Raw genomic sequence first — 23863 nt, 5'->3', positions numbered from 1 at the left:
CGTCAACGCCGCCGCAGCAGCGGGTCGACGGCGGCCGACAGGGCTTCCAGCGAATGCTCCTGAACCAGTACGCCGTTCACGAACAGGGTGGGGGTGCCGACCACGCCCGCCGCCTCGGCGCCGTCGATCTGGGCCTGAAGCGTGGCCTGGGGGGCCGGGGTCTGCAGACAGGCGCCGATCTGGTCGCGGGTCTTGCCGCTGGCGGCGACGGCGGCTTCGAACCAGGGACCAGGCCCCGTCGTCGGCAGGGCCGCCTGATGGCTCATGAAAGCCTCGGCCACGTCGAAGAAGCGGCCGGGCGCGGCGCACAGGGCCACGCCGGCGGCGGCCTCCGCCAGATTGGCGGGCTGGGTCGGCAGGTTGCGATAGACCAGACGCGCCTTGCCTGTGTCGATGTACTTGGCCTTGAACGCCGGCAGGACCCGGGTGTGGAAGTCGGCGCAGTGCGGGCAGGTGAAGCTGGCGTATTCCACCACCGTCACCGGCGCGTCGGCCCGACCCAGGACGTTGTCCTGGGCCGTGACGGGCGGCAGGGCGCCGGCCGCAGCCGGGCCCACCCCGGCCGCCGTCAGTGCGGCTGCGAGCGACAGGGTCAGGGCCAGGACCAGGCGGCGCTTCATCCGGCTTGATCCTTATTTGGCCAGGGCTGCGTCGATGGCGGCCGACAGGTCGGGCAGGCTCGCGCCCTCGCCGCCCGGCGACACCACCTGGACGTCGTTGACGTAGAAGGCCGGGGTGCCGGTCACGCCCTGCCTGCGGGCGAACTGGACGCGCTTCTCCATGGCGGCGACGGCGTCCTTGTCGGTGACGCATTTGTTGAACTGGTCCTCCGACAGGCCGGCGGCCTGGGCGGTGCGCAGGAGCCACTCGCGCGGGGTGGAGGTGATCATCTCCTGCTGGGTGGCCATCAACTGGTGCACGACGTCGAAATACTTGTCCGGCCCGGCGCAGCGCGCGACCAGGAAGCCGGCGGTGGCGGCGTCGACCGGCGGGGTCGGCAGCTCGCGGAAGACGTAGCGGACCTTGTTGGTGTCCACATATTTGGCCTTGAACGCCGGCCAGGTGTTCTTCTGCCAAAGGGCGCAGTGCGGACAGGTGACGGAGGCGTATTCATAGACCGTGACCTTGGCGCCTTCGGCGGCGCCCATCGCCATGTCGCCTTCGGCGGCGGTCTTGCCGCCGTTGCACGAGGCCAGGGCCATGGCGGCCAGGGCGGCGCCGGTGATGGCCGCGCGGCGGCTCATGCGGGCGAAGCGTGATTCGAGGTTGGCCATGGGGCGTCCTTGGTCGGAGTTTCACCGGATGATCGCGTGATTCCTCCCGAACCGCGCAATCCCTAGAGTAGTCGAGAACAGGTGCGGCGAAGATTTGTCAATCGTCGCCTTCGCCGCGCGGCCAGGGGCGCGTCAGGGCGGCGCGGGTCAGGGCGACGCGACCCAGGCGGGCCAGGGCCGCCTGGAGTTCGGCGGGCGCCGCGGCGACGGAGGCGGCCAGTTCGGCTTCTTCCGCCGCCGACAGGGGCGCGGGCGCAGGCGCGCGGCGGGGCCGGGCGGCGGCCTGGGGCAGGGGTTTGACCGGCCCCTGGGCGATACGCAGACGATCCACCGATCCGGCGCCCAGGAACAGGTTGACCCGGGCCAGGATGTCCTGGGACTGATGCTGGACCAGAAGGGCGGCGGCGCCGGCGACGCGCAGCTCCAGCACGCCGGGCTGGCCGCCCTTGCCCTTGGTCAGCTTCTGCGGGCGGGTGACGCGGGCCAGGCGGTCGCCCACGATCTCGCGCCAGCGGGGGTCAAGCGCGCCGGCCCCGCGCCCGAACTGTTCGTCCAACTTCTTGATCAGCGGCGTCAGGGCCTTGCCCGCGCGCGGGGCCGGGCGCGGCGCCGGGCGGGTGCGGCGACGCGACAGAATCTCGCGGACCTCGGCGTCAGTGGGCAGCGGGCGGCGCATGGGCCTATATAGCCTCAACCCATGGCCGACGTCTCTCCCGACATTGCAAGGATACGGTCCCGGCTGCTGGCCTGGTACGACGCCCATGCGCGGACCCTGCCGTGGCGGGCCGGGCCGGGCGCGGCGCCGACCGAGCCCTATCGCGTCTGGCTGTCGGAGGTGATGCTGCAACAGACCACGGTTCCGCACGCCACGCCCTATTTCCAGGCCTTCACCCAGCGTTGGCCGACCGTGTCGGACCTGGCCGCCGCCCCGGACGCCGAGGTGATGGCCGCCTGGGCGGGGCTGGGCTACTACGCCCGCGCCCGCAACCTGCTGGCCTGCGCGCGGGCGGTGGCGGGCGATCATCGCGGGGTGTTTCCCGATACGGAGGCGGGCTTGCTGGCCCTGCCGGGGGTCGGCGCCTATACGGCCGCTGCGGTGGCGGCCATCGCCTTCGGCCGTGCGGCCAATGTGGTGGACGGCAATGTCGAGCGGGTCATGGCGCGGCTGTTCGCGGTGGAGACGCCCGTTCCGGCGGCCCGGCCGGAGTTGAGGCGGCTGGCGAGCCGGTTCGTCACGGAGAGCCGGCCCGGCGATTGGGCCCAGGCGCTGATGGACCTGGGGGCCACCGTGTGCCGGCCCAAATCGCCGCTGTGCGGCCCGTGTCCCGTGGCCGAGGACTGCGCCGGCCGGGCCGGGGGCGGTCCCGAACGCTATCCCGTCAAGGCGAAGAAGGCGGATCGGCCCCAGCGGCGCGGGATCGCCTGGGTCCTGTTCGACGGCCAGGGGCGGGTGGCGGTGGAGACGCGGCCGGACAAGGGGCTTCTGGGCGGAATGCTGGGCCTGCCGACCAGCGACTGGACGACCGAAGACCCCCTGGATGCGCCACCCGTCGCGGCGGACTGGCGCGAGGCGGGCGCGGTGGCGCACGTCTTCACCCACTTCGGCCTGAGCCTGACGGTGAGGACGGCGAGCGGGGCGGCGCCCGACGGCCGGCGGTGGATGGCGATCGAGGCCGCGCGGGCGGCCCTGCCGACGGTGTTCGCCAAGGCGCTGGATCGAGCCGTTTCGGATATGTTACCGATTTAACATAATAAAATGTCTAATTTGCACAGAGTGCACTGTGCAACGAAAATAGTGCAATTCCGCAAGTCTTTGAAATCCTTGATTCCGAATTGCACACCCCCTGCACGGGCCGCGCGCGTCTCAGCCCAGGGTGCGGACGGCCAGTCGCCCCTGTTTGCGCCGGGGCACGACCACGGCGCGGCCATCGACGTGCTGGATGTCGATATCGACCGAGGCGTCGCCGACCCGAAGACCCTGGATCTTGAGCGTCTGAAGCCCGGCGGGCAGGACCGGGTCGATCAGATCGACCGTGCCGGTCCAGGCGTCGATCGACAGGCCCAGCGACGCCTGCAGCATCAGAAAGACCGAACCCGCCGCCCAGGCCTGGGGCAGGCAGGCGACCGGATAGGCGATGGGCGGTTCGCCCGCCGTGCGCGGAAAGCCGCAAAACAGTTCGGGCAGGCGCAGGTGGAAATGGGCGGCGGCGTCGTAGATTTCCGCCAGGATTTCCGCGACGGCGGCGCGCTCGCCATAGGCGGCCATGCCGGCGGCGGCCATGGCGGTGTCGTGGGGCCAGACCGAGCCGTTGTGATAGCTCATCGGATTGAAGCGGGGCTGGCCGCGCTCCAGGGTGCGGATGCCCCAGCCGGTGCGGAACGGCGTGCCGAGCAGGCGGCGCGTGACCAGACGGGCGCGCTCGGGCGAGGGCAGGCCGGTGAACAGCAGATGGCCGGCGTTGGAGGCGATGGCCCCGCACTGGCGCCCGTCCCCGTCCAGGGCCACGGCGTAGAAGCTCTGATCCTCCATCCAGAACAGGTCTTCGACCAGGGCGCGCACCTGTTCGGCGCGCATCCGCCATTCCGCCGCGCGGGGGTCGTGCAGGCGCTCGCCCAGGTCGGCCAACGCCTTCCAGGCGGCGAAGGCGTAGCCCTGGACCTCCAGCAGGGCGATCGGCCCTTTGGGGAAACGGCCCTCGGAATCGAAGATCGAGTCCTCTGAATCTTTCCAGCCCTGGTTGGACAGGCCGGTGTCGGAGCCGCGCTGATAGTCGATCAGGCCGTCGCCGTTCGAGTCGCCATAGTCCCGCATCCATTCGGCGGCGGCGATCAGATTGGGCCAGAGCGTGCGGATCAGGTCCAGGTCGCCGGTCCGCCGGGCATAGGCGCCGGCCAGGGCCACGAACAGACAGGTGGTGTCGACCCCGCCGTAATAGAGGCCGAAGGGCACTTCGTGCAGGGCGCTCATCTCGCCGCCGCGCGTCTCGTGCATGATCTTGCCGGGCTGGCTGTCCTGAAAGCGCGAGGTCTCGGTCGCCTGCCGCGAAGCCAGATAGGTCAGGACCCCCTTGGCCAGGGACGGGTCCAGCCACAGCATCTGCCAGGCCGAGATCAGGCCGTCGCGCCCGAAGGGCGTCGAGAACCAGGGTGTGCCAGCATAGGGATAGGGGCCGGTCGGCAGGTCGGTGGTCAAAAGCGCCATGTCGGCGCGCGACTGGTCCAGCCAGTCGTTGAAGCGGGGGCTGCGCGGGCCGCGCACGGTCGCGCCCCGGCGGCGCTTGGCGCGCATGGCCAGCCGCGCCTGAACAGCGTGCAGCCGCCAGCGTTCGGCGTCCGGCGGCGCGCAGGCGTCCCTGCCGCATTCGATGTAGAGATCGACCGACTTGCCCTTGGGCAGGCTGAACATGAACTCCGCGCGCTGGCCGGTCAGGCGGGCGGGCGGTTCGGAAAAGGCCAGGCAGCTGCGGCGTTCGACATCGTCCAGGCCGGTGTAGCGGAACTGGACGCGGCGGCCGTCCGTGGTCGGGGCGTGCAGGGTTCCCCGTTTCGGGCGGGGCGTGCCGCGCACCTGGAAGATGTCGGCGAAGTCCGCGCCGAAGTCGAAGGCCAGGGGCAGGAGGATGTCCTCCACCCCGTGATTGACCATCTGCACCCGTTCGAACATCCGGTCGCGCCACAGGAAGCGGCGGCGCTCCAGATGCAGGACCCCGGCCGGCGCCGAGCGCCCGCCCATCGGCGGCAGTGGGCGGTTGGTCGCGTTGCAGGAGAAGAAGACGTTGTCCTGGCTGACACCCGACGACAGTTTGGACGGCCGGGCCAGACCCGCCGTCATGATGAAGCGCGACAGATAGCGGGTGTCGTCGGTGAACAGGCCGTCGGCGCCGCCCTTCATGTCGCCCCAGGCGTCGGCCACGAGGAAGGCGTCGCCCTCCTTGAGCGCGTTCAACTGCTCCAGGCCCGAAGCTTCGACGGTTTCGCCCGCGGTCAGCTGCGTCGAATAGGTGTCGTCCATACGGTTCTTTCCCCGTCGTTCAGCGATCAGGCCGAACGTGTCACCCGATTGCGGCGCCCAGCGGCCGCTTTGGTGTCTAATGAGGAACGACGGCCCAGGTTCAGCGCAGGGGCCGATTTCTTGCGAGATCGGGGCGGGCTGTCGCCCTATTTCACCAGCCGGACGACGCCGATGGAGCGGGCGATCTCGCGGAAGGCGGACTCCAGGCCGGCGCTGTCTTCGGCCAGGAAGGCGTGAGCGTCGTCGGTGGCGCAGGTTTTAAGGAGGGTGCGGCCGGCCTTGGTCGGCACGTTCAGGCCCACGGTGAACAACTCGATCTTCTTGGTCTTGGCGTAGGTGCAGATGGAGGTCAGGTCCGTGTCGGTCGCCGCCCGTTCCGTGGGGCTGTCCGTCGCCACATGGGCGCCGTCCCACGGTCGATACGTCATGGTGTTCACCCCGTCTGTCATCAGAACCAGAATCTTGCGCGGACGACGGTTGGCCGGATCGTAGTTCGTGCCCTGCTGAAACGGAGGCGTCGGCGACAAGACGTTGACCCCCCAGATCATGCCCGAGGGGATGTGGGTCTCGGGTTTGTAGCCGCCCACGTTGATGATCAGATTGTCGATCGCCGCCAGGACGGTGGACTTGCTCCTGGTCAAGGGGGTGATGGCGTTCAGACAACTCTGGCTGGTCGTCAGAAAGCCGCGATAGGGCGTGTTGGGGGACTGATCGGTCAGCCGCAAGGAGCCGACGTTGCGGGAATAGACGCAGCCGTACCATTTATAGCTGATGTCGCAGCGATAGGGCGGCACTTTTACTTCGGTGGCCACGATGGTCCTGTAGCAGATGCCGGTCTCGGCCACGCCGTCTCGAATGCTGGTGCAGACGTAGGGATCGCTGCCGGTGTAATAGGTTCTCGTGTCGCAGGTGCGCTCCAACACATAGTCGTTGGGGACCGAGAGCCAGGACGCGCCGCGGTTGTTCGTGCCGACGTTGACATAGTCGGCATAGGGCACGACCCCGATGGAGACTTCGTCCGAAGGGTTCGTCATCAGTTCGTTGACCAGCAGACTGGCCGAGCTTTTCAGGGCGTCGATGCGCCTTATGGAGCGGCTGTCGCGTTCGATCATCGAATAGGTGTTGTCGAGAACCAGCACGGCTTCGATGCGCTGGGCGACGCCGCGCGTGGCCTCGGCCTCCAGATGGAGGTCGAAGCGATTGATGCCGACCATGCCGGCGAACAAGGGTTTGACGCCGCCCGTGAAGGCGAGGTGGACGATCCTGTCGTCCCGATATTCGGTCTGGGTGGTCCAGCCCGACGTCAGGTCTTCGGAGGCCAGATTGGCGTGCAGATAGGGGTCGGCCACGTTTTTCAACTCGCGGGCCGTCTGGGCCCTCGACGCGGCGGCGGCCAGGGCGGCGGCGTCCAGGCTCTGCTGCACTTCCGACCGGACCTTGACCAGACGGTTCACGTCGATGGCCATGCCGATCATGATGACCAGGGCCATGGCCGTCAGGGCGAACATGATGGCGATATTGCCCTCACGGTCGAGCCAGAACCGCCTGGCCCGCTCTGTCGCCTGTCTTCGAATCATCGCCGTCCATGCTCCCCGCGAGGAGATTAGACGACAGAGTTAACCAACCCGTGAATTCCTGGACCCGGACATCGATCGATCAGGCGCCCAAACCAAGGCCCCGGCCCGAGCCCAGGCCCGAACCCACGCCCGAACCCAGGGCGAAGCTGCGGTGTTCGTCCATCGGTCGCAGGGGCGTGACGCGGTCGGGCAGGGGGCTTTCGGCGAACGGGCGGCGGACCAGCAGGTCGCCATAGACGTCCAGATAGCGCCGGGCCATGGCCGTGGCCGAGAAGCGCAGATCGAATCTGTCGCGGATGGCGGCCCGGTCCAGAAGGCGCGCCCGGCCGGCGGCGGCGACGGCCTGTTCCAGCGTATCGACCAGGAAGCCGGTGGCGCCGTCCTCGACCACCTCGGGGGTCGAGCCGCAGCGGAAGGCGACGACCGGCGTGCCGCAGGCCATGGCCTCGATCATCACAAGGCCGAAAGGCTCGGGCCAATCGATGGGGAACAGCAGAGCTTCGGCGCCGCCCAGGAAGGCGGATTTCTGATGGTCGCCGATCTCGCCGATGAACTCGACCAGCGGATTGGCCTCGACCATCGGACGGATGGTTTCCTCCCAATAGATCTTGTCCGCTGCATCGACCTTGGCCGCCATCTTCAGCGGCTTGCCCAGCTTGGTGGCGATTTCGATGGCGCGGTCGGGGCGTTTCTCGGGCGAGATGCGGCCCAGGAAGGCCAGATAGCCCTGCGACCGGGGCGAGAAGACATACTGGTCGCCCCGCATCCCGTGATGCACCGTCGCCTTCCAGTTGGCGAAGGGCAGGGCCGTGCGCTGATCGTCGGAGATCGACACGAGGCCGAATTCGGTCCAGCGCGCATAGACCTGAGGCAGGTCCTTCATGTCCAGCCGGCCGTGCAGGGTGGTGATGGTCTTGTCCGCCAACCGCCGGAACATGGGGAAATGGATCATGTCGGTGTGGAAGTGGATCACGTCGAACTCTTCGGCGCGGTCCAGCACCTCGCCCAGCAGGGTCAGGTGGGCGGCCAGGTCGGACTTCAGGGGCGCGGGGTCCAGGCGGATCGCCTGGTCGCGCACGGGGGCCAGACGCGCCTTGGTCTGGGCGTCGGCGCTGGCGAACAGGGTCACGTCATGGCCCAGATCGACCAGGGCGTCGGTCAAATGGGCGACCACACGCTCGGTCCCGCCATACAGCCTGGGCGGCACGGCTTCATACAGCGGGGTGACTTGGGCGATTTTCATGGGGCGCGGCTCCGACCCCGGGGGAGGGTCAGAGGCGTTAATGGACGCCCCGCGCCGAAGTTCCGCGAGCGGTGGTTTTTGCCTAGGTTTTCGGTCGCTTAAGGCGAAGCTGAGACGATTTTAGAGTACGAATCCGCTCATTGCATGCCGGCGCGGATTTCGGCGCGCAGGGCGTCGATGGACTTCAGCCCCTGGTCGGTCTTGAAGCGCCAGTAGGTCCAGCCGTTGCAGGCGGGGGCGTTCTCCAGGAGGGCGCCCAGTTTGTGGATCGAGCCGGTCAGGGCGCCCGACACCAGGGAGCCGTCGGCGCGGACGCGGGCCTCGCGCTCGCCCTTGGGGCAATAGAGGCGGTCGCCGGGGTTCAGCAGGCCGGCCTCCACCAGGGCGCCGAACGGCACCTTGGGCTCGGCGCGCTTGGAGCCCATGACGGCCAGGTCTTCCGGATTGGCGGGAATGACGGCGGCGATGCGGGTCTCGGCGACCTGGGCATAGGTCTCGTCACGCTCGATACCGATGTAATGGCGACCCAGACGCTTGGCGGCGGCGCCCGTGGTTCCGGTGCCGAAGAAAGGGTCCAGGATCACGTCGCCGGGTCGGGTCGCCGACAGTAGCACGCGGTGCAGCAGGGCCTCGGGCTTTTGCGTCGGATGGGCCTTCCTGCCCTCGGCGTCCTTGATCCGCTCCTCGCCAGTGCACAGGGCGAAGGTCCAGTCCGAACGCATCTGGGTGTCTTCGTTGAACGCCTTCAGGGCGTCGTAGTTGAAGGTGTAGCGCTTCTGATCGCGGCTGCGCGCGGCCCAGATCAGGGTCTCGTGGGCGTTGGTGAAGCGGGTGCCCTTGAAGTTCGGCATCGGGTTGGACTTGCGCCAGATGATGTCGTTCAGCACCCAGAAACCCAGGTCCTGGATCGCCGCGCCCAGGCGGAAGACGTTGTGATAGGAGCCGATCACCCAGATCGAGCCTTCCGGCTTCAGCACGCGGCGGCATTCGGCAAGCCAGGCGCGGGTGAAGGCGTCGTATTCGGCGAAACTGCCGAACTTGTCCCAGTCGTCGTCGACCGCGTCGACCTTGGAGTTGTCCGGCCGCAGCAGGTCTCCGCCCAGCTGCAGATTATAGGGGGGATCGGCGAAGACCATGTCCACCGAGGCGTCGGGCAGGGACCGCAGCACTTCGATGCAGTCGCCGCGATGGACGACGTCCTTGGAGAGGATAGGGGTCTTCAGATCGGACATGGAAGCGCGGCCCCGAAACAGTGAGAAGGCCGATGGTGAATCCTTGTGGTTAAGGCAGTGTTGAAATCGGCCGCGTCGCGTCATCCCCGCCGGACGGGCGAGAAGACGGAAGATCAATAGGGAAGTCGCGCAGAGGGGGCGGCGCAGAAAAGTTCGCTCCGTAGGCGGCGCGCCCTTCGCAGGACGCGAGGCGGCGTTTATGACGCGACGATGATCGCACGCCTTCGCCCCGTTCCGTTCGACCTCGGTCCCGTCCATTTCGTCGGCATAGGCGGCATCGGCATGAGCGGCATCGCCGAGATCATGCTGAAGATCGGCTATTCGGTGCAGGGCTCGGACGCCAAGGCCAGCGCCAATACCGAACGGCTGGAGCAACTGGGCGCCAGGATCTTCATCGGCCATGACGCCGCCCATGTGGGCGAAGGGGTCTCGGCCGTGGTCTATTCGACGGCGGTGAAGGCCGAGAACCCCGAGATGAAGACGGCGCGGGAACGGCGCATCCCGCTGGTGCGGCGGGCCGAAATGCTGGCCGAGCTGATGCGGCTGCAGTTCTCGATCGCTGTGGGCGGCACCCACGGCAAGACGACGACGACCTCGATGGTGGCGGCCCTGCTGGATGCGGCGGGCCTGGACCCCACGGTGGTCAACGGCGGCATCATCAACGCCTATGGCACCAACGCCAAGGTCGGCGACGGCGACTGGATCGTGGTCGAGGCGGACGAGTCGGACGGCAGCTTCCTGCGCCTGAAATCGACGGTGGCCATCGTCACCAACATCGACCCCGAGCACCTGGACCATTACGGCGACTTCGACGGGGTGCGGAAGGCCTTCGTGGACTTCGTCGAGAACATTCCCTTCTACGGCTTCGCCGCCGTCTGTCTGGACCACCCCGAGGTGCAGAAGCTGGTCGCCGCCATCGATAACCGACGGCTGGTGACATACGGCGTCAATCCGCAGGCCATGGTGCGGGCCGACAATGTCGAGATGGGGCCGGACGGATGCCGGTTCGACGTGGTCATCCAGAATGGCGAAACCCATGTGATCGCGGGCGTCCACCTGCCCATGGCGGGCTGGCACAATGTGTCGAACGCCCTGGCCGCCATCGCCGTGGCGCGCGAACTGGACGTCTCGGACGAGGCGATCCGGACGGGTCTGGCAGGCTTCGGCGGGGTCAAGCGCCGGTTCACCACCACGGGCGTGGTGAACGGGGTGCGGATCGTCGACGACTATGGCCACCATCCGGTCGAGATCGCCGCCGTGCTGAAGGCCGCGCGCCAGGTGACGGACGGACGGGTGATCGCCGTGGTCCAGCCGCACCGCTACACCCGACTGCGCGACCTGATGGACGAGTTCTCGACCTGCTTCTCCGACGCCGACAGCGTGATCGTGGCCGACGTCTATCCGGCGGGCGAACAGCCGATCGAGGGCGTGGACAAGCACGCCCTGGCCGACGGGGTGCGCCGATACGGCCACCGCCATGTCCAGGCGCTGGAAAACGCCGCCGTCCTGCCGTGCCTGATCAAGGACGAGGCCAAATCCGGCGACGTGGTCGTGCTTCTGGGCGCCGGCGACATCACCAGCTGGGCCTATGGCCTGCCGGCGCAGCTGGAGACGCTGTCGTGATCGCTCTGCCCGAAGTGCGTGGCAAGCTGCTGCGCGACGAGCCGCTGGCCCCCTACACCTGGTTTCGCGTCGGCGGGTCGGCGGACGCCCTGTTCATTCCGGCCGACGCGGATGATCTGGCCGACTTCCTGAAGGCGCTGGACCCTGCGGTTCCGGTTACGGTGCTGGGCGTCGGCTCCAACGTCATCGTGCGCGACGGCGGGGTCGAGGGGGTGGTGATCCGCCTGGCCGGACGGCCCTGGGCGCAGATCGCGGCCGACGGCGACACGATCACGGCCGGCGCGGGCGCGCTGGATTCCATGGTCGCCAAGGCCAGCGCCAAGGCGGGGATCGCCGGGCTGGAATTCTACGCCGGCATTCCGGGCACGATCGGCGGCGCCCTGACCATGAACGCCGGCTGCTATGGATCCGAGACAAAGGACGTGCTGGTCTCGGCCTGGGGGCTGAACCGTCGGGGCGAACGGGTGGATTATGCGCTGGCCGACTTCGGCTACACCTATCGCCATTCCCGGGCGCCGGCGGACATCATCTGGGTCGAGGCGACGTATCGCGGGGCGCCCGATGCGCCGGACGCCGTCGCCGCCCGGATCGCCGAGATCACCCGCCGCCGCGAAACGACCCAGCCGATCCGCGAGAAGACCGGCGGCTCCACCTTCAAGAACCCGCCCGGCCATTCGTCGTGGAAGCTGGTGGATGAGGCCGGCTGGCGCGGCAAGCTGCACGCAGAAACCGGCGGCGGGGCCATGTTCAGCGAGTTGCATTCCAACTTCATGATCAACCCCGGCGGGGCGACAGCCGCCGACATCGAAGGGTTGGGCGAGGCGGTGCGCGTCGATGTCCTGGACAAGACCGGCGTTCAGCTGGAGTGGGAGATCAAGCGGATCGGACGGGCGTTGTCATAAATCCGAGGTTGCCGTCCTTCTTGGCGGCGGCTAGGGCCAGGATTCTCTTGGGGAAGAGTTCCGTCATGAAACACCGCATCGTCGCGCTGGCGGGCCTGATGGCCCTGGGCGTCCAGCCCTTTCAGGCTCAGGCTCAGGCTCAGGCGGCCACGGCTTCAGGGGCTGCGGAGGCGGTCGCGCCGATCCGGGTCGATCTGACGCGGTCCAGCGCCGGCTACAACTATTTCAACCGGCCGGGCGCCAGCCTGGATCAGCACGATGCGGCGGTGCGCGCCTGCCTGGCCGAGGCCCGCAAGATGAGCCAGCCCGACGACAACGGCGCGGCCGCCGCCGGCGCGGCGGGCGGTCTGCTGGGCGCCCTGGTGGTCGGCGTGATCCAGGGCGCCGTGAACGGCATGCAGGAACGGCGAGGCGTCACGGCCAATCTGGAGAACTGCATGGTCGTGGAGGGTTGGCGCGTGGTTCGGCTGGACGAGGCCGAGGGCAAGCTCCTGGACGCCCTGGAACAGGCCGAACTGCGCGCCGCCCTGGCCGACAAGGTCGGGGTCGAGACGCCGGCCGGCCAGGTGGTTCGCGTGTTCGACAACGACGCGGCGCGCGGAGATACGGTGGTGATCGGCCGGGCCGGCGACCTGGACAAGGTGTCGCTGAGCCTGCAGGCCCTGCCTGAAACCGACGCCAAGCCCGAGCCGGCCCGCAAGGGGCCGCAGCCGCCCCGCACCGCCCGTCCGCCGCGTGCGCTGAAACCCGAAGAGGTCGCCGTGAACCCGGGCGACGCCCTGATCACGGTGCGTCTGACCGGCATGGCCGAACAGGGCGGCCAGTCCCTGATCTTCACCCGGCAGGGGCCTGCGCCGGACATCCAGCCGTGGGAAAGCGACGGCCGCCCGGCCCTTTTCGCCGTCACCCTGCCGACGCGCGGCGCGGCGCGGGGCGACCGGACGCGGGCCGTGACCCAGACCTTCGCCGTTCCGCCCGGCCGCTGGCGGCTCAGCGCGATCAACGCAGGCCCTTACTTCACCCATTTCTGCCTGGGCTCTTCCGGCTTCGAGGCCAGGGACGGGGAGGCGATCTATGCCGGGGCCATCGACCTGTCGGGCCCGGATCGCCGGCCGGACCTGACGCCGCGCGACGACCTTCTGTCGCCTGCCTCGCCTGCCGCCCAGGCGGGCGTCGTCCATCGAATCGCCGACTGGACCTATGGCGACAAGGAACAGTGCCAGGGCGCCTATCTGTATGCGCTGGACCTGGCCCCCGCCGTTGGGGCGGCGGCAGAAACGCCGGCGACGGTCGTGGAGCCGACGGCCACGCCGGTCGAGGCGCCGGCTTCATCCCCGACGGCGCCCGAAACGACGACGGCGCCCACACCTCATTGACGTCGAGAAGGGTTTGGTTGACGCGCTGTTAACGACATGCGCGGCATCCAGCAGGTTCTGGAGCCGCCCATGAACCGCCCCTTCGCATCCCTTCATGTCGCCGTCCTGATGGGCGGTCTTTCCGCCGAGAGGGAGGTTTCGCTCTCGTCGGGCGAGCAGTGCGCGCGGGCGCTGGAGCGGCAGGGCGTGCGGGTCAGCCGCGTGGACGCCGGGCGCGACCTGGCGAATGTCCTGTCCGGCCTGATCAAGCCCGACGTGGTGCTGAACTGCCTGCACGGCGCCTGGGGCGAGGACGGCTGCGTCCAGGGCGTGCTGGAGACGTTGCGGATTCCCTATACCCATTCCGGCGTCCTGGCCTCGGCCCTGGCGATGGACAAGGACAAGTCCAAGGCCGTGCTGAGGATGGCGGGCGTCAAGGTGCCGGGCGGCGGCCTGTACGACCGCCACGAGGTCGCCAGCCGACACGTCATGGACCCGCCCTATGTGGTCAAGCCGAACGCGGAAGGATCGTCCGTCGGCGTCTTCCTGGTGCGCGAGGGCGCCAATCGTCCGGTCGCCGAGGTCGGCGAACCCGACTGGGCCTATGGGGAGAAGGTCGTCGTCGAACCCTATATCGCGGGCAAGGAGCTGTGCGTCACCGTGCTGGGCGAAGCGGCCGGCCCGCGCGCCCTGACCGTGACCGACATCACCCCGACCAAGGGCTTTTACGACTACGAGGCCAAATATGCGCCGGGCGGGTCGGTGCATGTCCTGCCGGCCGTCCTGCCGCCGCACGTCTTCGAGGCGGCCCTGCGCCAGGCCGAGGCCGCGCACGCCGCCATGGGTTGCCGAGGCGTTTCCCGATCCGACTTCCGTTATGACGATGTTAAGGACGATCTGGTCCTGTTGGAGGTCAACACCCAGCCCGGCATGACGCCGACCTCGCTCGCGCCCGAGCAGGCCGCCCATGCCGGAATGAGTTACGACGATCTGGTTCGGTGGATGGTGGAGGACGCCTCATGCCCGCGGTAGTTCGCGGCGGTCGGCGACAGGGCAGTCAGGCCCCCCAACGCGGTCCGGCGCCTCGTGGCGGCGGACGGTCACGCGGCGGGGCCGCCCCGCGCAACGCCTCGCCCATTCCCGGCAAGATGGCCGCCATCGGCCGCATCGACATTTCGCCCCGCTCGGCCCTGATCGCCCTGGGCGCGGGCGCGCTTCTGGTCGTGGGCGTCTTGGCCACAGGCGCGCGCGCCGAGCGGATCGGCGCCTCCGTGTCCCAGGGGGTCGGCAAGATGACCGCCGGCATGGGGCTGAAGCTCAATCGGGTTCACATAGCCGGCGCCTCGGCCGAGGCCGAGCCGGCCATCCGTCAGGCGCTGGGCGTCTATGCCGGTCAGCCCATCACCAGCCTGGATCTGGGCGCCATCCGGGACCGGGTGCAGGCCGTGGGCTGGATCAAGGAGGCGCGGGTCGTTCGCCTGCTGCCCGACACCCTGGTCGTCGAGGTCAAGGAGCATGACCGCCTGGCCGTCTGGCAGGTGGCGGGTCAGATCAAGGTCATCGACGCGCGCGGCCAGGTCATTACGGGCGCGGACGCGCGCCGCTATCCCAATCTGCCGCTGGTGGTGGGCAAGGGCGCCGATGCCGCGGCCGGAGAAATCCTGCCGCTCCTGAACCAGCGGCCGCGTCTGATGGGCCGGATCGACGCCCTGGTGCGGGTCGATGAACGCCGCTGGGACCTGCGTTTGAAGGACGGCAGCCTGATTCAGCTTCCGGCCGTCGACCAGGAGGCGGCGCTGATCCGCCTGGACGCGCTGGACCAACGCGAGCGCCTGCTGGACCTGGGCTTCGCCCGTGTGGACTTGAGAACCCCCGACGAGGTCGCCGTGCGGCCCGCTGGCGAGGCGTGAGGATGTGGCGTAAATGACGACGAAGCAGCGCGGCGCGGCGAACGATCAGGGCCGGGGTCTGGACCCCCGCGCCGGGCGCGCGCCCGTGGTCGCCGCTCTGGACCTGGGCCAGTCCAAGGTCTCCTGCTTCATCATGAAGCCCGACGGAGTGCGCCACGCCGACCGCACCATCCGCGTCGCGGGCGCCAGCCACGTCCAGTCCAAAGGCGTGAAGGGCGGCGCCATCATCAATATGGACGAGGCCGCCCAGGCCATCGGCCACGCCGTCGAACGCGCCGAGCGCGCGGCCCAGAGCCCCGTCTCCGGCGTCGTCGTCACCACCGCCATCGGCCAGATGGCCAGCCACCGGGTGCAGGCGCGCGTTTCGCTGGGCGCCAATCCGGTCGGGGACGCCGATCTTGCGCGCGCCATCGGCATGGCCCTGGCCCAGATCCGTCTGCCCAACCGCCGCCCGATCCACGTCCTGCCCATCGCCTGGTCGGTGGACGGCGCGCGCGGCGTCCACGATCCGCGCGCGATGCGCGGCGGGTCGCTGGGGCTGGACCTGCTGGTCGTGTCGATGGCCGAGAACGTCTTCACGACCCTGAGCCATTGTCTGGAGCTGGCGCACCTGGACCTGCAGGGCGTCGCCGCAGCCCCCGTCGTCTCCTCGCTGGCCGCGCTGGAAGAGGACGAGATGGACTTGGGCGCCGTCTGCATCGACATGGGAGGCGGCTCGACCAGCGCGGCCGTGTGGGGCGGGCGGTCCCTGTTGCATATCGAGAGCCTGAACGTCGGCGGCGACCACGTCACCTCCGACATCGCGCGGGGCCTGTCCACGTCGAAGGCCGGCGCGGAACGGCTGAAGACCCTGCACGGCTCGGCCATGGCCAGCGCCAACGAGGACCGCGAGATGCTGGAGGCCCCGCCGCGCGGCGAGGACGCCTCGGCCGGCCCCGTCATCGTGCCCCGCGCCATGCTGAAGACGGTGATCGCCCCGCGCGTAGAAGAAACCCTGGAACTGCTCCGCGACCGGCTGAAGACCGCCGGCGTGGGCCTCGAACCCGGCGCGGGTCTGGTCCTGACGGGCGGCGCCAGTCAACTGAACGGCGTGCGCGAACTGGCCGTGCGCGTCTTCGACCGCCCCGTCCGCCTCGGAAAACCCCAACGCGCGCCACATTTGGCCGACGCCGCCTCCGGCCCCGCCTTCTGCGCCACGGCGGGGGTGTTGTTGCGCGCCGCCTACGGCCCGCGCGAGGCCGTGTCCGCCCGCAAGCTGATGGCGCGTCAGATCACGGCCGCAGACGCGCCCAAAGTCCATCGCGGCAATGTGGTGGGGCGCGTGGCGGGGTGGTTGCGGGAGAATCTTTAGCAGAAATACTCTTCGGTTTTTTTGCTTCCGAGTTGACAGCTTGAAGCTTTCAACATGCACCGTTTGGTGTGGAAGCTCACCCAAACTTGTGATGCAGAGCAAAACAACTCGAAGAAAAAGGGCGGTGGGTTTCTCCACCGCCCTTCTGCTTTTGGCACGTCTCCGATTTTACCAGGTACGCGTCAGGCTGATAAAGCCGCGACGACCTAGATAGTCGTATTGCGACGATAGCGGCACATTACCGGCACCGCGACCGCCCCCCGATGCCGACGTCATGGTCGCGCCTTCGTCAAACAGGTTGCGGATACCTGCTTGAACTTGCCACTTGTCAATGTTCTTACGCAACGACACGCTATGCACAATGTATGTATCCACGGTGCGTTGATAATAAACCGGCTGTCCCAGGAAAGTTCCAGAGTTGCTGGTATAGAAGCGGTCGTTGTTTACAGTGTCCACGATATCGGTGTTCCAGAATGCCGTCCAATCGCCTTTGTCAAAACGAGCAGAGATACTGGCGACCCAATCAGGCGAACCGATTTGGTCGAGGTTGTTCGACGGAATTGAAGCTGTACGCAGCTGGCTCTCCCATTTCAGGATGTAGCTGGCGCGTGCGTTAAGTGTCAGATCACCAAAGCTGAACTCCTTGCGATAGCGAGCATTCAGATCAATGCCTTCGTTGTATTGACGAGCAATGTTGACATAGCTGCTGTTAACAGCCGTGATTTCATACGGATTTTGCGCCGTGTTGCCATTACGCGTGAACAGGCTGCACAGCGGGTCGTTCGGGAAGTTTTCCGAGAGGTAGCAGCCATTGACGATGCTAGCGGCCGTCAGAGCTTGGACTTGATCCTGAATCTCGACTTCGAAGTAGTCGAGAGCGATGTTCAGATCCACGAAAGAGGGGGTCCAGATAAAGCCGACGCTAAGAGAATCAGCGGTCTCCGGTTGAAGAATGCCTAGGCCGCCGCCTGTTGTGATCAGGGCGCTGTTCGAGACGGTAGTGCCGTGGTTGTCCGGTATGCCTGCGGCGGCGCAGTTCTTACGCAGGGTTTCGTTGGTTGAGAGCCCCCAACTGCGGCAGGGATCGATCGATGCCTGACCCTAAAAAGCCGGTCTGGTTGGCTAGGTAAAGTTCGTACAGGGCCGGAGCGCGGAACGAAGTGCCCTTTGAAGCACGAAGGCGGTACTCTGGAGTGATCGCCCAGTTCAGACCGACTTTATAAGTCGAATTCTCGCCGTACGATTTGTAGTCCGAATAACGGCCCGACAAGTTGACGCTGAGGTTATTGAAGAGAGGCAGGTTCTTGAGGACCGGCAACTCGATTTCGGCGAAGGCTTCGTTGATCCGATCCTTGCCGACGGTATGGCCGGCGGCCGTTTGGCCCCAGTAGTTGCCGGTACGCTCTTGAAGACCGGGCAGATCGTCCAGCGATTCTTCGCGCAGTTGGAAGCCTAGGGCTAAGCCTACGGGACCAGCAGGTAGGTCGAACACTTCGCCGGAGATCAGGCCTTCGACATACTTATGCTCGTACACGGTTCGGCCAGTCTCATAGCCGAATAGGAAATCACGGTCTTCCTGGCGCATTTCGCCATTGGCGACGACGTTGGGCGAGAAGAAATCGACACCGCCGGTAGGGCAGGCGGTGGCCGTCGTGAGGCGAGCCGTGTTGCACCCCGCAGCCAGTTGTGTCGCCGTGGTAAAGGATGTCGCGGCCAGGAAGCGGTCGTTGTAAACGAACGTCGAGCCATATTCGGCTTCCGAGCGGCTGTATTGCGCAGTCAAATCCCAATCCCAGCCGCGACCCACCGACAGGGTGCCGCGGATGCCGGCGACGCCACGGTAGTAGTCAACCTGTTGTTCTTGCTTCGAATCGATCAACAAGGTCGGTTCGACGTGGCTGATGGCAACGCCGTTCACCGTGCGCAGGGCGGCCGGAACGCGCGGGTGGGCCGACGGAATGGCAGCCCAGATTTGACGCCAGGAATCCTGATTCGATTCACGACGGTTCAGCAGAAGTTCGCCATAAACTTCGGTGGTCGGGGTCAGGTCGAAGCCGCCGAAGGCGCTGATGCTGGTGCGCGTCACGCCCGAAACCGCCGTGCGACTGTTGTAACGGCTCGAGTGCAGCGGGCTACGCGCATAGTAGTTGCGGAGGAGGTCGCTCCACTGAGCCGCCGTGCCAGTGTAGTTCGCCGGACGGGCGGTAGGCAGGGCACAGGCGCCGAAGCCGGTGGCGAAAACCCGAACCTGTTCCCAGCCAGCCAAGTCACAGCCACGCAGGCCGCCGCCGGCAGGGGCTCCAGGGACGGGGTGATAGTCGATGGTGCCGCCAGCCCCACCGTTCACATACAGAGTGACCAGTTCCGCAGCGGTGGACGTACACTTGTACTGGCCCGTCGCCGGGTCAGTCACATCAGCGCGAATGTTCAGCTCCGGATCCCAATAGGCGGCGAGTTGTGGGCACGAGAAGGATTCGCGGTCGCCGAATCGGAGCGCTTTGCGATCATAATAGTCGGCGCCGATCGAGAAGTAGCCACGATCAAACGTCCGGCCATAGTTAACGTTAGCCTGGTATTCCTCACCGCCGCTTTTGAACGGCTGGCTGACATATACATTGGCGGATCCGCCATCGAAGTTCTTCTTGGTGATAATGTTCACAACACCTGCGATGGCGTCGGAACCGTAGATCGACGAGGCCCCGTCCGTCAGGATTTCGACGCGCTCAATCAGCGAACTCGGGATAACGTTAAGGTCCGTGGGACCGACGGTTCCGCGAGCGCCGGCGGGACCGGCGCGACGGCCGTTAAGAAGCACTAAGGTGCGGTTGGCGCCCAGGCCACGTAGCGAAATAGTGTTTACGCCCGGTCCGCCGGTCGTGACGTAACCGGTGTAATAATTGTTAATCTGAGTCGCGGTGTTTGCGATCGTGGAACCCTGCAGAATTTCTGTCGTATCCACCAGACCTTCCAGCGTCGCCTCTTCTGAGGTGATAATTTGGACCGGCTGAGTGCTGGAATATTCGCTCCGGCGGATACGCGACCCCGTAACTACCACTTCGTCGACATGGGCAGCCTCTTCTTCTTCGTTCTTCTGCTGCCGCTGTGTCTGACCGCTTTGAGCTTGAGCGAAGGCAAGCGACGGAGCCATCACAGCCAGACCGGCAACGACGGTGGTGGCAAGCAGGGCTTTCCTACTGAGCTTCATGTTTAAATTCCCAAATAAGTGTCGACGCACATAAGAGCCGGCTGGAGATCAAAAGCTCCTTGCCCTTAAAGCGCCCTCGAACCAAGCCAAATGTGGCGCAAGGGTGTCAAGTCGATGACGAATGTTACATCTAGAACACGCGCTCCGTCAGACACCAACGCGCAAACTACCTTCGTTCTTCGAGCGCTGTGATGGGCGACGCTGCGTCTTGCACTGAAGGTGCGTCAGATGCTTGGATGGGAGGGTTCACAAGGGAGGCGTAGGGCGTGACAAGCGGTATCAGGTTTAGCGGCAGCAGGGTGGTGACGTGCGTGGCAGCGGTCCTTCTTGCATTTGGCGGGGCGGCCGCGCCCAGCTTGGCCGGCTCCGTTGATCGAACTGTTGCTCCGCCTCCGGCAAGCGCCTTCGCTCGTCGTCCGGCGATTGCCTCGGTCGATGTGTCGCCTGACGGCAAGCATGTTGTCGCCGTAATTTCACCGGACGGCAAAAAGCGCGTCGTCGCGTTATGGACGACGGCCGAAATGGCTAAGCCTCCGTTCATCATCGGGTCAGACGACGAGCGCGCAGAGGTGGTCAGCGCGCAGTTCATCAAGAACGACCGTCTGTTTGTGACCACGCAGCAGTTGCGGGATTTCAACCCTTTCAGCGGCGAGCGGGAGCGCAGTTTCCTCCAGCGTTCGGTCGTTCTTACCCTTGAGGGGGAGCCGGCCCGTAATTCGCTTCGCTTCGACGGGCTGGACGACACGCAACAGGCGATCGTCGGCGTCGGACGTTTGGTCAGCGAACTGCCTCGCGACCCGGAAAGCATCATCGTCAGCGATCCGATGCGAGGCGACAAATATAGGCTTAATCTCTACACTGGTCGGGCTGAACGCATCGAGCGGGGCTCGGATCGCTTTAGCGGCGAGCAGGCTGACTTGAATGGGGAAATCCGGGCTAAGTCGCGTTTCGATTTCGATAACGGCGCCGCCTACGTTGGGCAGTGGTTGAAGCATCCCGATACGGGCGAATGGTCCGAGCATTTTAGGTACTATGCTCGGGACCGGCAGCCTGTCGAAATCGTAGGATTCTCGAATGACCCGAACATTGTCTTCGTCAGTAAGACGGAAGGGCGGGACCGCGCAGCGATTTACGAATACAAGATCCGCGAGCGACAGTTCGGCGAGATCGCTTTCGCGCACCCACTTTTCGACGCCGAAGGCGTGATCCGTTCACGCGCGCCTTCTGATTTCGGTGAAGTTGTGGGCTTCACTTACGATGGCGAGCGCCAGAGAAGGTTCTACACTGATCCTAACCTCGATCAGGCATTCAAAGACCTGCGTCAGGCGCTGAACATCACGACAGTGCCGGTCTCCTGGACGGATATCGAGACGGGGACGCGCAGCCGTTTCTCAGTCGGCGATGGGGCGGACATTTCTCTTGCGGTCACGTCGGATGATCGATCGACCATCATCATCAGCAAGTCTGGGCCTCGTGTTCCGCCGGAATATTACATTTTGCACGGGGGGCGCGTGCGCCTTCTCGGGCGGGCCTATCCGGAACTCCAGGGCGCACCCTTGGGTGAAACGACCCTGATCCAGTACGAGGCGCGTGACGGCCTGATGATTCCGGCGTTCCTCACCAAGCCCGATCCGGCAATTTATGGCCCTGGACCTTATCCGACCATCATCACCCCGCATGGCGGTCCGTGGTCGCGTGACGACCTGTCCTGGGATGTGACGGGTTGGACCCAGTATTTCGCCAGTCGGGGCTACGCTGTGCTTCAACCTCAGTTCCGGGGTTCACAAGGCTGGGGGGAGCGTCTGTGGCGCGCCGGCGACCGTGAATGGGGTCGCAAGATGCAGGATGATAACGACGATGGTGCGCGGTATCTGATCGCCCAAGGTGTCGCTGCGCCCGACCGGATCGCCATGCACGGCTATTCATATGGCGGCTATGCCTCGATGATGGCGGCTGTGCGATCCAATGGCATTTACCAATGCGCCGCCGCTGGTGCAGGACCGGCGAGCATCGCTTTGTTCAAGAAAGGCACTTACAACAGTCGTTTTCTGCGCGAGTTTCAGCATCCCACTGCAGACGGCGAGGATCCTATCCGTCGCGTGAACGAGATCAGTGTTCCCTTGTTCCTTTATACGGGAGACCGTGATACCCGCGTTCTACCGTCAGAATCCGAAGGCATGGCAGGGGCGATGCGTGCTGCCGGCAAGTCGGTCAAACTGACCATTCTGCCCGATATGGAGCACACACTGAACACCTGGACGCCGGAGAATTTCGTCAACATCCTCACTAGTGTCGAAGATTTCTTCAAGAACGACTGCGGACCTGGCGGTCTCTGATTTTCAAGGCCGAGCTAAGCAATGGGACGGAGCAATCCGTCCCATTTTTTCGTGGGCGTTCTGCAGCTAAGCTTAAGGTTTTCGGTTGGTTTCGCCCCGACTCACATTATCGCCGTAACCTTCTCTTAACCCTCGTGGGCGCAATCCTTAACGCGCTCATAACCAAAGCGATTCGGCGGGGCGGTCGGTTGGTTTGAAGGGGCGGGTCAGCAGGTCGGAAACAGAAAATGTCGCTCTCATTGGTCAAGCCGCAACACACGGAACTGAAGCCCCGCATCGTCGTGTTCGGCGTCGGCGGCGCCGGCGGCAACGCCGTCAACAACATGATCGACGCCGGGCTTGAGGGCGTCGAGTTCGTGGTGGCCAACACAGACGCGCAGCATCTGAGCTTCGCCAAGACCGATCGCCGCATCCAGCTGGGCGAGACCATCACGCAAGGTCTGGGCGCTGGCGCTCACCCCGAAGTCGGCATGAACGCCGCCGAGGAATCGGCCGATGAGATTCATCAGCACCTCGAAGGCGCGCACATGGTGTTCATCACCTGCGGCATGGGCGGCGGCACCGGCACGGGCGCGGCGCCCGTCATCGCCAAATGCGCGCGTGATCGCGGCATCCTGACCGTCGGCGTCGTGACCAAGCCCTTCACCTTCGAAGGCCGCCACCGCATGCGCCTGGCCGACGCGGGCGTCGCCGAGCTGCAACGCTATGTCGACACCCTGATTGTCATTCCGAACCAGAACCTGTTCCGCGTCGCCAACGAACGCACGACCTTCGCCGACGCCTTTGGCATGGCCGACCAGGTCCTGCACTCGGGCGTCCGCTCGATCACCGACCTGATGATCCTGCCCGGCCTGATCAATCTGGACTTCGCCGACGTGCGCGCCGTCATGTCCGAAATGGGTAAGGCGATGATGGGCACGGGCGAGGCCACGGGCGACGACCGCGCCTTGCTGGCGGCCCAGAACGCCATCGCCAATCCGCTGTTGGACGAGACCAGCCTGAAGGGCGCCAAGGCCGTGTTGGTGAACATCACCGGCGGTCTGGACATGACCCTGCTGGAAGTCGACGAGGCGGCCAACGCCATTTCGGCCGAGGTGGACGGCGACGCCAACATCATCTTCGGCGCGGCCTTCGACCCGGCGCTGGACGGCAAGATCCGCGTCTCGGTGGTGGCCACCGGCATGGACGAGGGCGAGGTCCGTCGCATCGAGCCGATCGCCCCGACCAGCACCCTGTCAGGCCATGACGCCCGCCGTTCGGCCGGCGGAACGTATGGCGCCGCTTCGACCCGCGCGCCCGACCCGACGCGCGACGCCTATCGCGAGCCGATCCGCGCCGAGCGCGCGCCCGAGCCGCGCCCGGAGCCCCGCATCGAACCGGCTCCCGTCGTCCCGACCTTTCAGGCCCGCGAGCCGGAACCGCGCCCCGAGCCGGTGATCCGTGTCGCCGAGCCTCAGCCCCAGGCGCATGCTCGCACACTGGAGCCCATCGTCGATCCGTGGGTCGAGGAGTACGAGACCCGCGCGCCCGCCGCGGCCCAGCGCACCCGCGCCGAACCGCAGGAAGACCTCTACGCCAGCCGCGCGCCCGAACCGGCGGTCGACGACTATGACGACCGCGATCATCGCCGCAGCGGTTGGAGCCTGTTCGGTCGCGGCAAGCGCGCCCAGCCGCAGCCCGAGCCGGGCTATGGCGCCCGTCCGGCCCCGCAGATGCGGTCGTCGGCCCAGGCGGCGCCGCAGCCGCAGCAGGAGGCGGGACAGGCCGATGACGACCTGGAAATCCCGTCCTTTCTTCGGCGGCTCGCGAACTGATCGGACCTGGTCCTGAGATCGCGCCCCGG

18 protein-coding genes are annotated in these 23863 nt (G+C 66.4%); 9 read left to right on the top strand and 9 right to left on the bottom strand.

What is annotated here, in order from left to right:
* Positions 1 to 2 precede the first annotated feature (2 nt).
* The 3 genes from QE389_RS06770 to QE389_RS06760 all read right to left on the bottom strand — a co-directional run bounded on the left by QE389_RS06770 (position 3) and on the right by QE389_RS06760 (position 1950).
* On the bottom strand, positions 3 to 620 hold the full coding sequence (locus QE389_RS06770) for a thioredoxin domain-containing protein (RefSeq protein ID WP_307365683.1): 618 nt from the start codon (positions 618 to 620) through the stop codon (positions 3 to 5).
* Between the two features lie 12 nt (positions 621 to 632).
* Positions 633 to 1274, bottom strand: coding sequence for a DsbA family protein (locus QE389_RS06765; protein WP_307365681.1), 642 nt, complete (start codon positions 1272 to 1274; stop codon positions 633 to 635).
* Positions 1275 to 1371: 97 nt separating this feature from the next.
* Entirely contained in the window at positions 1372 to 1950 is a 579-nt protein-coding gene (locus tag QE389_RS06760; RefSeq protein ID WP_307365679.1) for a DciA family protein, read from the bottom strand.
* A gap of 21 nt (positions 1951 to 1971) precedes the next feature.
* Here QE389_RS06760 and mutY point away from each other — a divergent pair, with 21 nt between their 5' ends.
* Positions 1972 to 3021 (top strand): A/G-specific adenine glycosylase, encoded by a 1050-nt coding sequence (gene mutY, locus QE389_RS06755; protein ID WP_307365677.1) that lies wholly within the window; start codon positions 1972 to 1974, stop codon positions 3019 to 3021.
* Between the two features lie 117 nt (positions 3022 to 3138).
* Here mutY and QE389_RS06750 read toward each other — a convergent pair whose 3' ends face one another.
* The 4 genes from QE389_RS06750 to QE389_RS06735 form a co-directional block, all read right to left on the bottom strand.
* Positions 3139 to 5286 (bottom strand): amylo-alpha-1,6-glucosidase, encoded by a 2148-nt coding sequence (locus QE389_RS06750; RefSeq protein ID WP_307365675.1) that lies wholly within the window; start codon positions 5284 to 5286, stop codon positions 3139 to 3141.
* Between the two features lie 146 nt (positions 5287 to 5432).
* A complete protein-coding gene (locus QE389_RS06745) occupies positions 5433 to 6863 on the bottom strand; it encodes a pilus assembly protein (RefSeq protein ID WP_307365673.1) in 1431 nt (476 codons plus the stop codon).
* A gap of 79 nt (positions 6864 to 6942) precedes the next feature.
* Positions 6943 to 8106 carry a glycosyltransferase family 4 protein gene (locus QE389_RS06740; protein ID WP_307365671.1) on the bottom strand — a complete coding sequence of 388 codons (1164 nt, stop codon included), beginning with the start codon at positions 8104 to 8106 and terminating at the stop codon, positions 6943 to 6945.
* Between the two features lie 137 nt (positions 8107 to 8243).
* On the bottom strand, positions 8244 to 9338 hold the full coding sequence (locus QE389_RS06735) for a site-specific DNA-methyltransferase (protein WP_307365669.1): 1095 nt from the start codon (positions 9336 to 9338) through the stop codon (positions 8244 to 8246).
* Positions 9339 to 9548: 210 nt separating this feature from the next.
* Between QE389_RS06735 and murC the strand changes: the two genes are divergently transcribed.
* From murC to ftsA, 6 genes are all read left to right on the top strand, one after another.
* Positions 9549 to 10961 carry a UDP-N-acetylmuramate--L-alanine ligase gene (gene murC / locus QE389_RS06730; RefSeq protein WP_307365666.1) on the top strand — a complete coding sequence of 471 codons (1413 nt, stop codon included), beginning with the start codon at positions 9549 to 9551 and terminating at the stop codon, positions 10959 to 10961.
* Positions 10958 to 11863, top strand: coding sequence for a UDP-N-acetylmuramate dehydrogenase (gene murB / locus QE389_RS06725; RefSeq protein ID WP_307365664.1), 906 nt, complete (start codon positions 10958 to 10960; stop codon positions 11861 to 11863). Before murC ends, murB begins: the two co-directional genes overlap by 4 nt.
* Positions 11864 to 11928: 65 nt before the next feature.
* A complete protein-coding gene (locus QE389_RS06720; RefSeq protein WP_307365662.1) occupies positions 11929 to 13239 on the top strand; it encodes a hypothetical protein in 1311 nt (436 codons plus the stop codon).
* Positions 13240 to 13308: 69 nt separating this feature from the next.
* Complete coding sequence (locus QE389_RS06715) at positions 13309 to 14250, top strand: D-alanine--D-alanine ligase (protein WP_307365661.1); 942 nt, start codon at positions 13309 to 13311, stop codon at positions 14248 to 14250.
* Positions 14238 to 15128: a cell division protein FtsQ/DivIB gene (locus QE389_RS06710; RefSeq protein WP_307365659.1), complete on the top strand. Its 891-nt coding sequence runs from the start codon at positions 14238 to 14240 to the stop codon at positions 15126 to 15128. Before QE389_RS06715 ends, QE389_RS06710 begins: the two co-directional genes overlap by 13 nt.
* A 13-nt stretch (positions 15129 to 15141) precedes the next feature.
* On the top strand, positions 15142 to 16479 hold the full coding sequence (ftsA, locus tag QE389_RS06705) for a cell division protein FtsA (RefSeq protein WP_307365658.1): 1338 nt from the start codon (positions 15142 to 15144) through the stop codon (positions 16477 to 16479).
* A 168-nt stretch (positions 16480 to 16647) separates the two neighbouring features.
* On the opposite strand, the gene QE389_RS06700 is transcribed toward ftsA, so the two are convergent.
* Both QE389_RS06700 and QE389_RS06695 read right to left on the bottom strand, forming a co-directional pair.
* Complete coding sequence (locus QE389_RS06700) at positions 16648 to 17433, bottom strand: TonB-dependent receptor (protein ID WP_307368956.1); 786 nt, start codon at positions 17431 to 17433, stop codon at positions 16648 to 16650.
* An 85-nt stretch (positions 17434 to 17518) separates the two neighbouring features.
* Positions 17519 to 19684 (bottom strand): TonB-dependent receptor domain-containing protein, encoded by a 2166-nt coding sequence (locus tag QE389_RS06695; RefSeq protein WP_307365656.1) that lies wholly within the window; start codon positions 19682 to 19684, stop codon positions 17519 to 17521.
* 266 nt (positions 19685 to 19950) lie between these two features.
* On the opposite strand from QE389_RS06695, the gene QE389_RS06690 reads away from it, so the two are divergent.
* Together QE389_RS06690 and ftsZ are read left to right on the top strand one after the other, a co-directional pair.
* Positions 19951 to 22020: a S9 family peptidase gene (locus QE389_RS06690; RefSeq protein ID WP_307365654.1), complete on the top strand. Its 2070-nt coding sequence runs from the start codon at positions 19951 to 19953 to the stop codon at positions 22018 to 22020.
* Positions 22021 to 22247: 227 nt separating this feature from the next.
* Positions 22248 to 23834: a cell division protein FtsZ gene (gene ftsZ, locus QE389_RS06685; protein ID WP_307365652.1), complete on the top strand. Its 1587-nt coding sequence runs from the start codon at positions 22248 to 22250 to the stop codon at positions 23832 to 23834.
* The last annotated feature ends 29 nt before the right edge of the window (positions 23835 to 23863 follow it).

This window comes from Brevundimonas sp. SORGH_AS_0993 (assembly GCF_030818545.1).
GTDB lineage: Bacteria > Pseudomonadota > Alphaproteobacteria > Caulobacterales > Caulobacteraceae > Brevundimonas.
The sequence above is the reverse complement of the archived record's forward strand: the minus strand, read 5'-3'. Positions and strand labels throughout refer to the sequence as shown.